Origin of the sequence: Desulfovibrio sp. 6_1_46AFAA (assembly GCF_000224635.1) — a bacterium.
Taxonomy (GTDB): Bacteria; Desulfobacterota; Desulfovibrionia; order Desulfovibrionales; family Desulfovibrionaceae; genus Desulfovibrio; species Desulfovibrio fairfieldensis.
Genome location: NZ_JH114300.1, coordinates 741,950 through 755,861, shown reverse-complemented (window position 1 = coordinate 755,861; position 13,912 = coordinate 741,950). Strand labels below are relative to the sequence as shown.

15 protein-coding genes are annotated in these 13,912 nt (G+C 63.9%); 2 read left to right on the top strand and 13 right to left on the bottom strand.

Going from position 1 to position 13,912, the window contains the following annotated elements; all coding sequences use genetic code 11:
* Positions 1–85: 85 nt before the first annotated feature.
* The 5 genes from pyrF to HMPREF1022_RS03025 form a co-directional block, all read right to left on the bottom strand.
* Positions 86–784, bottom strand: coding sequence for an orotidine-5'-phosphate decarboxylase (pyrF, locus tag HMPREF1022_RS03045; protein WP_009301830.1), 699 nt, complete (start codon positions 782–784; stop codon positions 86–88).
* A 34-nt stretch (positions 785–818) separates the two neighbouring features.
* Positions 819–1,427 carry a guanylate kinase gene (gene gmk / locus HMPREF1022_RS03040; RefSeq protein ID WP_008684690.1) on the bottom strand — a complete coding sequence of 203 codons (609 nt, stop codon included), beginning with the start codon at positions 1,425–1,427 and terminating at the stop codon, positions 819–821.
* Entirely contained in the window at positions 1,427–1,681 is a 255-nt protein-coding gene (locus tag HMPREF1022_RS03035) for a DUF370 domain-containing protein (protein WP_008684688.1), read from the bottom strand. The genes gmk and HMPREF1022_RS03035 overlap by 1 nt, the downstream gene beginning before the upstream one ends.
* A gap of 4 nt (positions 1,682–1,685) precedes the next feature.
* Positions 1,686–2,567 (bottom strand): YicC/YloC family endoribonuclease, encoded by an 882-nt coding sequence (locus HMPREF1022_RS03030; protein WP_008684685.1) that lies wholly within the window; start codon positions 2,565–2,567, stop codon positions 1,686–1,688.
* 313 nt (positions 2,568–2,880) lie between these two features.
* Positions 2,881–3,135 (bottom strand): FmdB family zinc ribbon protein, encoded by a 255-nt coding sequence (locus HMPREF1022_RS03025; RefSeq protein WP_008684681.1) that lies wholly within the window; start codon positions 3,133–3,135, stop codon positions 2,881–2,883.
* Positions 3,136–3,337: 202 nt separating this feature from the next.
* Between HMPREF1022_RS03025 and HMPREF1022_RS03020 the strand changes: the two genes are divergently transcribed.
* The gene (locus tag HMPREF1022_RS03020; protein ID WP_008684680.1) at positions 3,338–3,919 is read left to right on the top strand and encodes a DJ-1/PfpI family protein; all 582 of its coding nucleotides are present in this window, start codon (positions 3,338–3,340) and stop codon (positions 3,917–3,919) included.
* 140 nt (positions 3,920–4,059) lie between these two features.
* Here the strand turns inward: HMPREF1022_RS03020 and HMPREF1022_RS03015 are convergent, their stop codons facing one another.
* On the bottom strand, positions 4,060–5,475 hold the full coding sequence (locus tag HMPREF1022_RS03015; protein ID WP_009301821.1) for a MiaB/RimO family radical SAM methylthiotransferase: 1,416 nt from the start codon (positions 5,473–5,475) through the stop codon (positions 4,060–4,062).
* Between HMPREF1022_RS03015 and HMPREF1022_RS03010 the strand changes: the two genes are divergently transcribed.
* Entirely contained in the window at positions 5,453–6,418 is a 966-nt protein-coding gene (locus tag HMPREF1022_RS03010; RefSeq protein ID WP_232221534.1) for a M15 family metallopeptidase, read from the top strand. The genes HMPREF1022_RS03015 and HMPREF1022_RS03010 overlap by 23 nt on opposite strands.
* A 45-nt stretch (positions 6,419–6,463) precedes the next feature.
* Here HMPREF1022_RS03010 and pgl read toward each other — a convergent pair whose 3' ends face one another.
* From pgl to HMPREF1022_RS02975, 7 genes are all read right to left on the bottom strand, one after another.
* Entirely contained in the window at positions 6,464–7,210 is a 747-nt protein-coding gene (gene pgl, locus HMPREF1022_RS03005; protein ID WP_008684675.1) for a 6-phosphogluconolactonase, read from the bottom strand.
* Between the two features lie 321 nt (positions 7,211–7,531).
* Entirely contained in the window at positions 7,532–8,656 is a 1,125-nt protein-coding gene (locus HMPREF1022_RS03000; protein ID WP_008684673.1) for a hypothetical protein, read from the bottom strand.
* 133 nt (positions 8,657–8,789) lie between these two features.
* On the bottom strand, positions 8,790–9,557 hold the full coding sequence (locus HMPREF1022_RS02995) for a class I SAM-dependent methyltransferase (RefSeq protein WP_009301816.1): 768 nt from the start codon (positions 9,555–9,557) through the stop codon (positions 8,790–8,792).
* A 111-nt stretch (positions 9,558–9,668) separates the two neighbouring features.
* Positions 9,669–10,808 carry a metallophosphoesterase gene (locus tag HMPREF1022_RS02990; RefSeq protein WP_009301814.1) on the bottom strand — a complete coding sequence of 380 codons (1,140 nt, stop codon included), beginning with the start codon at positions 10,806–10,808 and terminating at the stop codon, positions 9,669–9,671.
* A 158-nt stretch (positions 10,809–10,966) separates the two neighbouring features.
* Complete coding sequence (locus HMPREF1022_RS02985; protein ID WP_009301813.1) at positions 10,967–11,347, bottom strand: RidA family protein; 381 nt, start codon at positions 11,345–11,347, stop codon at positions 10,967–10,969.
* 11 nt (positions 11,348–11,358) lie between these two features.
* On the bottom strand, positions 11,359–12,585 hold the full coding sequence (locus HMPREF1022_RS02980; RefSeq protein ID WP_008684664.1) for an aromatic amino acid transporter: 1,227 nt from the start codon (positions 12,583–12,585) through the stop codon (positions 11,359–11,361).
* Complete coding sequence (locus HMPREF1022_RS02975; protein ID WP_009301811.1) at positions 12,582–13,538, bottom strand: bile acid:sodium symporter family protein; 957 nt, start codon at positions 13,536–13,538, stop codon at positions 12,582–12,584. Before HMPREF1022_RS02975 ends, HMPREF1022_RS02980 begins: the two co-directional genes overlap by 4 nt.
* Positions 13,539–13,912 lie beyond the last annotated feature (374 nt).

Genomic DNA, 13,912 nt, shown 5'->3' with positions numbered 1-13,912 from the left:
ATTTTTACATTTTACCGCAAAATCACCTGTGGCGGTGCATCGGCCGCAAGGCCGATGGTGACTGATTTCCATAGAAATCAGTAAATTACCCGGCGGCGTCCATTTCCGCCAGGATGCGCCGCGCGGCCTTGGCCGGGGACGGCGCTTCAAGAATGGGCCTGCCGACCACCAGAAAGTCCGCTCCGGCGGCAACGGCCCTGGCCGGGGTCATGACCCGGCGCTGATCGCCGGCGGCGGCCCCGGCCGGGCGGATGCCGGGACAGAGGCAAAGCAGGCCGGGCGAGGCCGTTTTGATCCGCGCGGCTTCCAGGCCGGAACAGACCACGCCGTCCAGGCCCCAGGCGGCGGCCCCGGCCGCCAGGCTCAAGGCGAAATCCGCCGGGGCGGCGGCAATGCCGGGCATTTCGCCCTCCGCGAAGCTGGTCAGCACCGTGACGCCGAAAAGCAGGGGGCGCGCGGGGCTGTCCGCCGCCAGGCCGTCCACGGCCGCGCGGGCCTCGCGGCACATGCGCTCGCCGCCCTGGCAGTGCAGGGTCAGCAGATCCACGCCCACCGCGGCGGCGGCCTTGACGGCCTGGCCCACGGTATGCGGGATGTCGTAAAACTTCAGATCAAGAAAAACCCGGAAGCCCAGGCTCTTGAGTGATTCCAGCAGGGAAGGCCCGGCCAGGGTGAACAACTCCATGCCCACCTTGCACCAGGGCGCCAGGCCTTGCAGATCACGGGCCAGGGAGAGGGCCGCATCCTTGCGGGGCAGATCCAGAGCGACGATAAGCTGGGCCATTGTCTTCCTTGTTGTGACGGGGCGTTTGCGGGATTCAGCGCGCGAGCAGTTCTTCCACCAGCCGGGGATTGCGGGCCGGAGCCATGGCGGCGGCCAGATAGACAGCCCGCAGGGCGTCATAGGCCGCGTCCAGGTCGTCGTTGACCACCAGGGCGTCGTACCAGCGGGCCTCGAGAATCTCCCGGCGGGCGTTGTTCAGGCGGCGTTCAATAGTGGCCTCGTCGTCCAGGCCGCGCCCGCGCAGGCGGCGTTCCAGTTCCGCCATGCTCGGCGGCAGGATGAAGACAAAGACGGCCTCGTCGAGCGTCAGCTTGAGCTGGGCCGCGCCCTGCACGTCAATGTCGAAAAGTACGTCCTGGCCCTGGCGCAACATGTCCTTCACCGGCTCCAGGGGCGTACCGTAGAAATTGCCGTGCACCTCGGCCCACTCCGCGAAATAGTTCCGCGCCCGGCGGCTTTCAAAATCCTCCCGGCTCAGAAAAAGATAATCCTTGCCGTGCACTTCCCCCTGGCGCGGCTGACGTGTGGTGCAGGATACCGAGTAGCCGAAATGAGAAAATTCCGCCAGAAGCCGCTTGATCAAGGTGGTCTTGCCCGCTCCGGACGGAGCGCTCAGAACCAGGGCAATGCCTTCACGCCGCATCAGGCCCCTTCCTCCTGCGTAAAACGCTGGCTGATGGTTTCGGGCTGGATGGAGGAGAGGATCACATGGTTGGAATCCGTCACCAGAATGGAGCGCGTCTTGCGCCCTTGGGTGGCGTCAATGAGCCGCCCCTCGGCCCGCGCGTCCTCGCGCAGGCGCTTCATGGGCGACGAGGACGGGCTGACAATGCCCACCACCCGTCCGGCCAGCACGTAATTGCCGAAACCTATGTTAATGAGTCTGTCGCCGGGCATGGGATCATTCCAGGTTCTGGACCTGCTCGCGGCATTTTTCCAGTTCGTTTTTGAAATCCACCACCAGGCGGGAAAGTTGCACGTCCGGCAGCTTGTTGCCGCAGGTGTTGATCTCGCGGAAGCATTCCTGCAGGGTGAAATCCAACCTCCGCCCGGCGTCGCCGCCGCTTTGCAGCAGATTGCCCAGGCGTTCCAGATGGGTGTTCAGGCGGGTCAGCTCCTCGCTGACGTCCAGGCGGTCGGCCAGAATGACCACTTCCTGAAGCAGGCGGGTTTCCTCCAGCTCCTGTCCGCTCTGGGCCAGAACCTCGCCCAGGCGCTCACGCAGCGTATTGGCCCGCTCCTCCTTGATGACCGGGGCCCGTTCGGCGATAAGGCCGGTCCATTCCTGCATGCGCAGAATGCGGGAGTGCATGTCCGTGGCCAGGGCCCGGCCTTCGGTGGCGCGGGCTTCATTCCAATCTTCCAGAGCCAGGGCCAGACCTTCCTCCAGCAGGGCGACGACGTTTTCATCCAGCTCTTCGCCGGTGTCGCCCCACAGAGAGGATATCTGCAGCAGGGCGTTGTAGTCGGGCGCGAAGTCCTCGCCGCGCGAGGCGGCCAGGGCGTGCAGGCTCTCCAGCATGGCTGCGGCCTGCAGGCTGTCGAAACGTGGGCTGGGCGCGGAACCGGCCGCGTATTGCAGGATCAGGCTGATGTCCACCCGGCCGCGCGAGGCGAAGCGCCGGACCACTTTTTCCAGGCGCGGCTCCAGGCTGCGCACGGCCACGGGCAAGCGCCACTTGAGGTCCAGGTGGCGGCCATTGACGCTTTTAACCTCCCATTGCTGGGTGAGGTTGGCGTTTTCCACCAGACAGCGTCCGAATCCGGTCATACTGCGGAGCATAGTTTCTCCTGCTGCAAAAGATATTCGGGAAGTGTAGAGCAAGGGCCGGGGGAATGCAAGAAAGGCCCCGCGTGCGTGGGGTGCTTTCGGAGCGTTGACTTTGTCAACGCGGCCAAAAATCAGGAGCAGGTCACGGCTTTGCCGTGCCGTGAGCGACTGATTTTTGTGCCTTTCCGCCCGGCAAGTTTTCCTGAAAACGAGAGCCGATGGCGGTGCAAACACCGCGCAAGCGGGGTTTGTTATCAGCTTGAAAGGCCCCCGCGTGTGCGAGGGCCTTTGTGCGAAGCAATCTCACGGATTGCGGTCAACTGCCTCAGGAAAAACCGCCGCTGCCGCCGCAGCCGCCCGTTCCGGCGGATGCGCCGCAGGAGGGCATACCCCCGCCCATGGGGCGCACCGGGCCGGGCTTGAAGGGAAAAGCCCCGGTTTTCAGGGGGCTCGGAACGCTCATCTGGCGCTCGGTGGCATTGGAGCCGCACTTGGGGCAGGCAGGCGACGCGCCGTCTCCGGCGACCAGTTCCTCGAATTTTTCTCCGCAGGCAGTGCAGAGAAAGTCGTACATGGGCATGAGAATCCTCCAGCAGCAGGAATTTCCGCCCGTGTAACCCCGCAGTGGGGGCTTGCCGACGGGCTTTGCCTGCATATATAAGAATGCGTATCGGCAAGGCAAGGGCGGCATATCCCCCTCTGTTGCCGCGAACCCGTCAACCGGGCCCCGCCGGGGCCATGTGGGGCGGCCCCTGTCGGGGCATGCCCAAGGAGTAAAGACAATGAAAAAGATTCTGTTGCTGGCCGGAGATTTTGTGGAAGATTACGAAGTGATGGTGCCCTTTCAGATGCTCCAGATGGTGGGCTATGAAGTGCACGCCGTCTGCCCCGGCAAAAAGCCCGGCGACACGGTGAAGACCGCCATCCATGACTTTGAGGGCGACCAGACCTACACTGAAAAGCGCGGCCACAATTTCGTCATCAACTACGACTTCGACAAGGTCAACACCGCCGACTACGCGGGCCTGGTGGTGCCCGGCGGCCGCGCGCCGGAATACCTGCGCCTGAACCCCAGGCTGCTGGAAATCGTGCGCGAATTCAACGCGGCTGAAAAACCCATCGCGGCGGTCTGCCACGGCCCGCAGATCCTGGTTTCCGCCGGAATTCTGAAAAACTGCACCTGCACTGCGTACCCGGCGGTCAAGCCGGATGTGGTGGACGCCGGAGCCACCTGGGCCGACACCAACGAAACCTTCACCAACGCGGTGGTGGACGGCAATTTGGTCACGGCTCCGGCCTGGCCCGCGCATCCGGCCTGGATCGCGGCCTTCATCAAGTTGCTGGGCGGCAAGATCAGCGTGTAAGCACGCAACGCGTATTGTCATGAAAAAGGGGACCACACGGTCCCCTTTTTCATGACTGTTCTGCTTCTAGTGTCTGATTATAAAAATTTCGAATTAGGTATGCTCTCAAATTTCTCTGACTTATGGCGGCTATGCCGCCCCTAATGTGAAAAATCAGACATCAGTTCCACCAGCAGGCCTTTTTCCGTGGCCCGCACGGGCCGCGCGGCCAGCAGGCCGGAGAGGACCTCGGGACTGACCGTTCCGTTTGCCGGAGCCCGGAAAAAGCAGGGGGCGTAAAACTCGTTGACGCCCTTGCACAGGCCGCTGGGGCCGCCGGTTTCCGGCATTCCGGCATCCGCTCCCGCCGGGGCGTGTTTCAGAATGTCGGCGGCCACCAACATGCGCGGCAGGGCGAGCTGGTCGCGCAGAAAGTCCTGGTGGCGACGCGCCACGGCCGCGCGCACCTCGGCCGCGCGTCGGAGTTTGAGGGCCTGGGGCAAATGCCCGGCAAAGGCCTCCGCCGCCGTGCCAGGCCTCCGTGAGTAGGGGAAGACGTGAGCGTAGCTCAGGGGCAGGCGCTGGACCAGCTCCAGCAACAGTCTCAAATCCTCGTCTGTTTCGCCGGGAAAGCCCACCAGAATGTCCGCGCCCAGACCCATGCGCGGCCAGTGGGCCGCCAGGGCGGCCACGCCTTCTTCCAGCATGCCCGCTGTGTAGTGGCCGCGCCCCATGCGCTTGAGCACCGCCGGACTGGCGTGCTGGAGCGAGATGTGCAGATGCGGGCAGAGCATGCGGCAGGCCGTCAGGGTTTCCAGGCCGCGCCGGTCCAACTGCGAAGGTTCCAGGGAGCTGATCCGCAAGCGGGCCCGGCCCGCGAATTCCGGGGCCAGATGTCCGTCCAGAAAGCGCAGCAGATCCCAGAAACCCCCGTAATCCGGCACGTCGCGGCCGTACTGGCGCAGATTGACGCCGGAAAGCATGAGTTCGGCGTGCCCGGCGCGCAGCAGGCGGCGGGCTTCATCCAGAACCTCTTGCGGGGCGCGGCTGCGCGGCCTGCCGCGTGTGAGCGGCACGATGCAGTAGGTGCAGCGGTGCGCGCAACCGTCCTGCACTTTGAGGACGGGCCGGGCGCGCCGGAAACTGCTGATCCGGAAGGGAGGGAAATTTGCCGGCGCTTCAGCCCGGATGCTCTCCGCCGCCGGAAGGCCGGGCGCGTTCCCCTCCGGCCAGGGGCCGCGCAGCAGGCGGCTCTTGTCCTCTTGCGGCACCAGCAGGTCCGGTTCGGCCCAGGCCGCGCCGGGCCGGGGGCGGAACTCCGTGAACAGGCGGGCCGCGCAACCGGTAAGGATCAGGCGGGCCGCCGGGGCTTCGCGCCGCAGGCGGAAGACCGCATTGCGCGCGTCGCGCTCGCCTTTGGCGGTGATGGCGCAACTGTTGACGCAGAGCACATCGGCCTCGCCCGGCACGTCGCACTCCTCGCCGCCCAGCTTTTGCCAGGCTTCGCGCAGGGATTGGCTTTCGTACTGATTGACCTTGCAGCCGAAGGTCGCAATGAAAAATTTCCAGGCAGGCATGGCCGCTGATGTACGCAAAAGCGCCCGCCTTGACAAGCGCGGGCGGGCCGGGTCAGGCTGGCGCATGCGCCGTTTCTTCCTTTTTTGTTACTGTCTGTTCTGCTGCGCGCCGCGCGCCGCCTGGGGCGGGCCGCCGGTTCAGGAGGCATCCGCAGAGGATGCGGTCAATCTCTATTGTCTGCGCCTGGCCTACCCGGTTGTGCGCGCCCTGGAGCCTGACGGCGACGGCGGGCAATGGCTGGTGCTGGCCGACGGCCGCCGCGTGCTGTACAGCCGGGCGCGGGGTGAGGGCGAGGGCCGGGAATTTCCGGCGGACCCATGGGATGTGGACGTGCGCGCGAGCATGGCCGATCTCTACCCGCTGGAGCCGGAACGCCCGGCCACGCCGGAAGGCGTGGCGCCGGGACGGCGGCGCTCCTATGCTCTGCTGGCGGCTTTATATGGCTCAGACGCCCGACAGGTGGGCAAGGGGCTGCGCACGGCGCATGTGCTGGGGCAGCCTGTCCGTCTGGCGGCAACCGCGGCGCGAGCCCTGCAAAAGGTGGAGCCGCGTCTGGCCGAGTCCGTGCGCGAACAACCGGAACTGCGTGCCCTGCTCAAGACGGACGGCGGCTTTCTGTGGCGGCGCGTGGCCGGGGAACAGCGTCTGAGCCCGCATGCCTACGGCGTGGCTCTGGATCTGAGCGCCCGGCGCGCGCCTTACTGGCGCTGGAGCCGCCTGCGGCCGCATCCCATGCAGCAGAGCTACCCTTCGGCCATTGTGGCCGCTTTTGAAGCGGAGGGTTTCATCTGGGGCGGCAAATGGCACGAGTATGACCTCATGCATTTTGAATACCGCCCGGAACTGACCTGCAAGGCGCGCATTCTGCGGGGCCTTGAGAAAATGAACGCCGCCGATGCAATAACCGGCGGCGCAATGATGAAAGAGGGAATACGCCCCTGAGGGGCAGCGTCCAGAACCGTTCCTGCATGAAATGTGCCAACTGCCCTATTTGCCGGTGGCTGCGGCTTCGTCCACCACCCAGATCAGATCGCCGATGCCGGGCCGCACCATCTGGGCGGGCAGGGTGGGTTCGGCCAGCAGGTTGAGGGCGCGGGAGAGCACGTCGTGCTTTTCCGCGCCGGTGACCAGAAACATGCAGCAACGGGCATTGTTGATGACCGGCAGGGTCAGGGTCAGGCGGTCGGCCTTGCGCTCGGGCACGTACTGGTCGATGACCAGGCGCTTCTTTTCAGCCAGGGCCGGAGAATTGGGGAAAATGGAGCCGGTGTGCCCGTCCTCGCCCATGCCCAGAAGCATGAAGTCAAAACGCGGCAGTTCCTGCGGACCGAGATTGAAGTCATGGCGGATCTGCTGTTCATACTTAACGGCGGCCTCCACCGGGTCCGCTTCGCCGCGCATGCGGAAAAAGTGCGTGGCCGGCACCTGGCCGAGCAGTTCGCGCCGGGCCAGACCGTAATTACTTTCGGGATGTTCCGGGCCCACGCAACGCTCGTCCACCCAGAAAAAGGTCATTTTGTCCCAAGGCAGGCGGTCGGCCCAGTCGCTGGCGACCAGCAGGCGGAAGAGAGGGATGGGGGTCTGGCCGCCGGAAAGGGCGATCTTGAACACGCCGCGCTCGGCCACGGCCTCTTCGCAGGCCGCCGCCAGAATGTGGGCGGCTCGCTCGGCCATGGCGGCGGGGTCTTTGTGAATATGCACGGAAAGATGGATGGAACGGCTGCGGCCCTGCATGTGCGGCTCCTTACGTAAATGAGGCCGGTCTTGCGCCGGCGAATACTTTTAGGCTCTGATCCGGTGAACTATGGCACAGATGCCCTGGAGAGAAAAGTCATATTTTTTCACTTTGCCGGGTAAGCTGCTGAAATATTCCCCTATTCCACTTCCAGGCAAGCGTTTTGAACTTTTTTATCCGGAAGTGGAAAGCGCGACCGGATGGCGACAGCGGAGACAGGCGTCAGCGCAATTTATTTGCGCTGTTGCATGCCGATGCGGGCGTCTCCAACACGTTGAGATTGTACAATCTCAACGTTAATCCACTCTGGTTGGATGGAATCAGTTCTGAAAGATGGGAGAAAGACAGAAGCCCAGGAAGTGATGGTGCCCCGGCTTGTTGCAGGCCTTCAGGATGTCGGGCACATCGACGATATGCAGCACTTCGGCATTGCTCAGCCCCAGTGTGCGCCAGGACGCCGTGCAGGTCAACGGCCCGGCGGCCAGCAGACTCCGGCCCTGCGGACTCTGTCCGTCCAGCTCAATGCTCCAGCGTTGGTCGAAATCCTCGCCCGGCGCGACGGGCCGGGCCGCGTTGAGAAAGCGGCGCAACAGCTTCGTGCCGTCCGGGCCGCTGAAGGTGGCGTCCAGATCCAGATTGTTCACTGAAACGTCGCCCGTATTGCGGGCCAGCACATGCGCCACCAGGACCAGGGTTTTGCCGTCTGAAAGCAGGCCCGCGCTGGCCGTGCAGGATTGCAGGGGCAGGATGCCGTCCATGCGTTTGTTGGTGGCGGCATTTTTACGGATCAGCACATCGTGGCGGGCGGTCAGGCGCGCCTGCAGCGCGTCGCGGAACTGCCTGGTCAACTCGTCGGCGTTGACCAGATCGCGGACGATCCAGCCGTCCGGGCCTTTTTCCATGCTCAAGACCAGGGGAAAGGTCTGGTTCAGCAGGGGATGGCGGATGCTGGAAGAAAGCAGAACCGTGCCGTTTTCAGCAGGGCGCATGCCGAGATTGGCGATGAACTGGGTCAGAAAATCGGGCGGCAGCAAGGTCAACGGCTGTTGGAGCAGCTTTTCGGGGTTTTCCTCTTTCTCCACGTGGCCCTTGGCTGGTTCCTCCTTGCTCAGAAATTTTTTGAGCAGGCCGGTCTGGATAATGTCTTTCAGGCTGCGGATCTGGTCCGGCCCCTGTTTGAAAAAGGCAAAGTTCCGCGCCACGGCTGTGGCCAAATGTCCGGAGAGGGTGTTGAAGTCCACGCGCAGAGCCAGTTCTTCCGGCTTGGGCGGCGAGAGGGCCCCTTGCAGACGGACAAAGGCGTACTCGCTGCTCTGGCGATACTGGTAATAGCGCCAGCCGTAAAAGCCGCCCGCCGCCAGGGCCGCTACCAGCAGGGCCACGGTCAGGGCCAGGACGTGTTCGCGCGCCAGCGCGGCCAGGGTCGAGAGCAGGGGCAGTTTCATGCGCTTTTCCCGCGTTTTTTGAGGGGAGAGATCAGTGTCGCGTCAGCGACACATGCCGCAAACCCGCAAGGGATTGCGCGCCGCCGCAGGCGGCGTAAGCACAGCAAAAAACATAGTTTTTGCTGTGCGATCTTCACGCCGAACCGAGAGGTGAGGCGTGACATCTCACTAAATTTTTCTGACCGCATTCCAGTACCGGCTCGGGGCGGCGCAGACGTCCTCGCCCCAGACGCAGGGGCAGCGGCGTCACCGGTTTGAGCGGCACCAGATCCAGACGGATGGCGCCCCAGGCGCCCACGGGCAGGCCGCGCAGCCAGGCATTGCAGGGCGCGGCGGCGCATTGTCTGTTCCAGGTGCGGATCGGACCGGCCAGAGTGCTCAGGCCGGTCAGGCGACCGGCCTTGAACGCCTTGAGCAGCCGCCAGATTCGCCACCAGCAGTAGGCCGGTTCGGGCCAGACTGTTTTGTGGCCGCTCAGGCGTCGGCAGAGCCAGGGCAGGGACGCGGCATTCCAGAAGGTGACGGTAAGGCCCCGCGCCGCCACCCGCAAGGCCTCGCGCGCGCTGGCCGCGAGGCCGTCGCCGTCGGCGGCCGTCACATGCAGAACGACCCAGTCAAAGGCATTGTCCTCAAAGGGAAGATGGTCATCCGCAGCCGCTTCCACTTCGGTTCCGGCGGGGGCGGTGGCCGCGGCCCGCGCCCGCAGGGCGGGCGTCAGCTCCGTGCCGGTCACGTCAAATCCGCATTCCCAGAGCAGGGACAGGAACAGGCCTTCGCCGCAGTTGACTTCCAAAAGGCTTTTGCCCCGCCTCGGCCACGCCGCCAGGCATTGTTGCAGCAGGCGCATTTGCAGGCTCAGGGCAAAACGCCCCGCCCGGCTTTCAGACCATTCTTTTTCCATCTGCGTGACCTTTTCCCGTTTTCAGCCGGAAGCGAACATAACTCACTATTTTGCAAAGACCGGAAAATGGCAAGGGGGATGTACGCCGGTTCCCGTATGCTTTCAGGGAGATTATCCGTTTTTCCCGCTGCGCAGCGTGATTTCCGTGATTTCCGAGGGCACGAACAGGCGCAGGGGAAAGCCCGTCCACAGGCCGCTGCCGGGGCTCACATACAGCAAAGTGCGTCCCGCATGATAGGTTCCCGCGAGAAAGCCGTCGTTGAACCAGCCGACAATTTGGTTGACCCCGAATAACTGCCCGCCGTGGGTATGGCCGGAAAGCTGAAGATCCACGTTTTCCTGAGCGCTCTGCTCCACCAGGCGGGGCCGGTGGGCCAGCATGATGCGCGCGGCGTTTCGGGGCGCGCCTTCCAGGGCCCGCCGCATGTCCGGGCCGGGGAGGCCGAAGGCCGGGGCGGCCTGGTCGGTGACGCCCGCCAGCACCAGCTTTTGGCCCCGAGTTTCCAGAACCACATGGGCATTCTCCAGAGGCCTGATGCCCTGCTCGCGGCTTTTCGCCATCCAGCCTTGGTAGCCCCAATAATATTCATGATTACCCGTGCAGGAAAACACGCCCAGCGGCGCGCGCAAGTCCGCCAGCGGCGCGAGATCACCGCTTCGCCAGGCGGGCGGGCCGTCGGCCAGATCGCCGGTGATCACGATCAGATCCGGCTTGAGCGCGTTGGTTTTGTCCACCACGGCTTGGACCCAGTCCCGTGGAAATCCGGAACTGATGTGCGGATCCGAAAGCTGGACGATACGCAGGCCGTTCAGGGCTTGCGGCAGCCGGGGCAGGGTCAGGCTGAGCTTGCGCACGTCCGGCACGCGCAATGCCTGCCAGACGGCCACGGCGCTCAGAAGCAGGGAAAGCGCCAGCAGACCCGAGGCCCACTCACCGTTGGAAAACGGCAGCGTCGGCACATGCGGCAGAACTTTGCGCGCCATCCACAGGGCCAGCAGCAGGGCGTCGCGCAATGCGCAGAGGATGATCAGCAGGATCAGCGAGCCGTGCAGCACGCCCGTGGCGGCCGTCAGCCAGCGCGGCAGCTCCGGCATCATGGTGCCGAAGGCCATGCGGAAAAAGTAGAGCTTCAGCGCGACAAGCACCACCAGCAGGCTGAGAACGAGCTTGAGCCAGAGCGGCAGGCGCAGCGGCAGAATCAGGCGGACAATGACGTAAAGCGAGAGGCTGGTGGCGAGGATATGCAGCATGGGAAAGAAGCGGGCATGAGGGAAGAGGTGAGGGCCGCGTCGGCGTAAATGTATCCGATTTCAACGCGAAGCCGCGCTGGCACGAAGCGGGCGGAAAAGCGCAACGGCTCTTCCGCCCGCTGGAAAACCGGGTTTGAGGTCAGTCGGCTGGGCGGAATTTACGCCACGGCGATGGCTTCAATTTCTACCTGCACGCCCAGAGGCAGGGCGCTGACTTCCACGCAGGAACGGGCCGGGCAGGGAGCCTTGAAGTGTTGCTTGTAGACTTCGTTGACCAGCGGGAATTTGCTGATGTCGGTGAGGAAGACCGTGGTTTTGACCACATTGTCCAGGCTGAGGCCCTGGGATTCCAGGACGGCGGCCAGATTTTTGCAGGCCCGCGCGGCCTGTTCCTCAATGCCGCCTTCCACCAGCTTGCCCGTGGCCGGATCAAGAGGCACCTGGCCGGAAAGGAAAAGCATGTCCCCCGCGCGAATGGCCTGGCTGTAAGGGCCAACGGCGGCGGGCGCTTTATCGGTGCTGACGACTTCCTTTTTCATGACCTTCTCCTTTACTGATACATGGGTAAGAGTTTGAAGACAAAAAGCGTATGACAGACGGCCACAAGAATGCCGTACAACAACAGCAGAGGCACAAGCAGCGCGCCGCCCGGCGCGGCATAGCCGTGCGCGGCGAACCGTCGTCTCCCGGCCCTCAGGAGCAGGGCGGGCACGATAACGGACCAGATGGAGGCCGCCAGCCCGGCCCAGCCGATGGCCGGCAAAAAGCCGTCCGGCCAGATCAGGCCGCAGAGCATGGGCGGCGCAAAGGTGATCAACAGGGTTTTGGTGCGTCCCAGGCGGCTGTCGTCAAAATTGCACAGATCCGCCATGTAGTCAAAAAGGCCCAGGCCCGCGCCCAGGAAGGACGTGGCCACGGCCAACAGGGAAAAGGCTTCCAGCAGGCGCAGGACGACGCTGTTCAGATTGTTCCCGGCGGCGGCCACCAGATCGCCCACATTGCCCCCGGCGGCGATGACGGCCTTGAAGTGCTCGCGGGGGATGTTGCCGTCCGCCGCCACGATCCAGGAAAGATAGCAGACCAGGGCGATGAGCGTGCCGTAACGCAGGCAGGCGTTGATGGTGCGGGGTTCCTTGCCCAGGTATTTGACCAGGCTCGGCACAGAGGCGTGGAAACAGAACGAGGTCAGATAGGTGGACACAGCTCCCCAGATGAAGATGGCCCGGCCGCCGCCGCCCTTGGCGTCCAGCAGGGTGTCCAGGCGGATATGGCCGATCATGCCGCTGATGGAGAGCAGAAAGGACAGGGCCATGCCGCCCATGAGCAGCACGGAAAGGCGGTCCACCATCTTGGAACTCCACCAGACGCAGACTGTGAGCAACAGGGCGAAGAGCAGGCTGGAGAGCAGGCGGGGCGGCGTGCTGCCCAGTATGGGCGCGAGGCTCTGCTGGACCACGGAACCGCCGCCGCTGACGTAGGCGTATACCAGGGTGTAGAGCACAAAAGCCACGGCCAGGCCGTTGAGCGTGCTCCAGAACGGGCCCAGCAGCTCACGCACCAGGGTGTGGAAGCTGTCTCCGGGTTCAAAATGCAGATTGACTTCCAGAATGGCCTGGCTGGAGCGGAACATGCAGAACCAGGAGACCAGCAGCAGGCCCACGGACCAGTAAAACCACATGCCCGCCGAAATCATGGGCAGGGCCAGCATGCCCGCGCCGATGGCCGTACCGGCCACAATCATGGTGCCGCCCAGAATGGGGAGGAAGCGGCTGTTCATGCCTGCTCCTTTGTTGTTGCCGCGCCGAGCGGGCGGGTGTGAAAATAGTTGGAAAGCAGCGCCCCGGAAATGTTCTGCCAGACGCTGAACAGGGCTCCGGCAATGGCCGAGGCCGGTGAAAAATGCGTCAGGGCCAGCGCCGTGGCCAGACCTGAATTCTGCGTGCCCACTTCCAGGCAGAGGGCCCGGCCGCGGCTTTCGCCCAGGTTCCAGGCGCGGGCCAGGATGTAGCCCAGGGCCAGGCCCAGCAGATTATGAACAATAACCACCAGAAACACGGAGGCTTCGGCGTGCAGGATGCGCTCCGCGTTGACGGCGATGATCCCGGCCACCACCAGGGTGATGACCAGGGACGAGAGCAGGGGCAGGAAGGGCAGAGCCTTTTGCGTCAGGGGGCGGCAAAAACGGTGGGCGGTCAGGCCCAGCAGCACCGGCAGCAAAACGATATTGACGATGGAAAGAAACAGCCCCCACACGTCCACCGGCACCCAGACGCCGCCCAGCAGCCAGGTCAGCAGCGGCATGAGGCCCAGAGACAGGAAGGTGGCCACGGCGGTGAGCGCCACGGAATAGGGCACGTCGCCGCGGGCGATGAAGGTCAGCACATTGGAGGCCGTGCCGCCCGGCGCGGTGCCCACCAGAATGACGCCCATGGCCAGATCCGGCGGCAAGCGGAAGAGGCGGCAGAGCAGAAAGGCCAGCAGAGGCATGCAGCCGAACTGGGCCGCGAGACCCAGAACAATGTCGCGCGGCCGTAGAAAAACATGGCTGAAATCTTCCCAGCGCAAGGTCATGCCCATGCCGAACATGATCACCCCCAGCAGCGGGGCCACATGTGGGGCCACCCAGGCGAACAGTCCGGGCCTCCAGAGGGCCAGGGCCGAGCAGGCGATGATGATGGCGCCCATGAAACGGGTGACAAGGGCGCTGAACCTGTGTGCGAGGCGCGGCAAAAGAGCCCTCCGGCTGCTGGGGAAAGGGGGGACGCGCAAAAAAACGTGTTCCGCATACTGGCAGAGAGCGCGAATGATGGCAAGCGCGGGCGTGGCGTGGAGAATATCCCTGAGCTGTGGAAAGATACGCGGAGCAGTCGGAGCCGGCCTTATGCCCTCGCGTCACATGGAAGAACGGATCGGCCTTGATTGCGCGGTTGACATGATTGTCATTAATGGATATTCAACAAACACGAGTCTTAATAGATAGAGGGCTCGTAGAGTTCCTTCCAGATATGGGGACTTGCGCGGCAGATAGATTTTGCGAAAGCAAAATGTGCGCAACCTACTGATTTTGGAGGGTTTTTTTATGCCTTCTCTCTCTCTCTCTCTCT

Coding starts and splice junctions, on each gene's coding strand:
- pyrF (WP_009301830.1), bottom strand. CDS start 784: ATGGCCCAGCTTATCGTCGCTCTGGATCTGCCCCGCAAGGATGCGGCC.
- gmk (WP_008684690.1), bottom strand. CDS start 1,427: ATGCGGCGTGAAGGCATTGCCCTGGTTCTGAGCGCTCCGTCCGGAGCG.
- HMPREF1022_RS03035 (WP_008684688.1), bottom strand. CDS start 1,681: ATGCCCGGCGACAGACTCATTAACATAGGTTTCGGCAATTACGTGCTG.
- HMPREF1022_RS03030 (WP_008684685.1), bottom strand. CDS start 2,567: ATGCTCCGCAGTATGACCGGATTCGGACGCTGTCTGGTGGAAAACGCC.
- HMPREF1022_RS03025 (WP_008684681.1), bottom strand. CDS start 3,135: ATGCCCATGTACGACTTTCTCTGCACTGCCTGCGGAGAAAAATTCGAG.
- HMPREF1022_RS03020 (WP_008684680.1), top strand. CDS start 3,338: ATGAAAAAGATTCTGTTGCTGGCCGGAGATTTTGTGGAAGATTACGAA.
- HMPREF1022_RS03010 (WP_232221534.1), top strand. CDS start 5,453: ATGAAAAATTTCCAGGCAGGCATGGCCGCTGATGTACGCAAAAGCGCC.
- HMPREF1022_RS03015 (WP_009301821.1), bottom strand. CDS start 5,475: ATGCCTGCCTGGAAATTTTTCATTGCGACCTTCGGCTGCAAGGTCAAT.
- pgl (WP_008684675.1), bottom strand. CDS start 7,210: ATGCAGGGCCGCAGCCGTTCCATCCATCTTTCCGTGCATATTCACAAA.
- HMPREF1022_RS03000 (WP_008684673.1), bottom strand. CDS start 8,656: ATGAAACTGCCCCTGCTCTCGACCCTGGCCGCGCTGGCGCGCGAACAC.
- HMPREF1022_RS02995 (WP_009301816.1), bottom strand. CDS start 9,557: ATGGAAAAAGAATGGTCTGAAAGCCGGGCGGGGCGTTTTGCCCTGAGC.
- HMPREF1022_RS02990 (WP_009301814.1), bottom strand. CDS start 10,808: ATGCTGCATATCCTCGCCACCAGCCTCTCGCTTTACGTCATTGTCCGC.
- HMPREF1022_RS02985 (WP_009301813.1), bottom strand. CDS start 11,347: ATGAAAAAGGAAGTCGTCAGCACCGATAAAGCGCCCGCCGCCGTTGGC.
- HMPREF1022_RS02980 (WP_008684664.1), bottom strand. CDS start 12,585: ATGAACAGCCGCTTCCTCCCCATTCTGGGCGGCACCATGATTGTGGCC.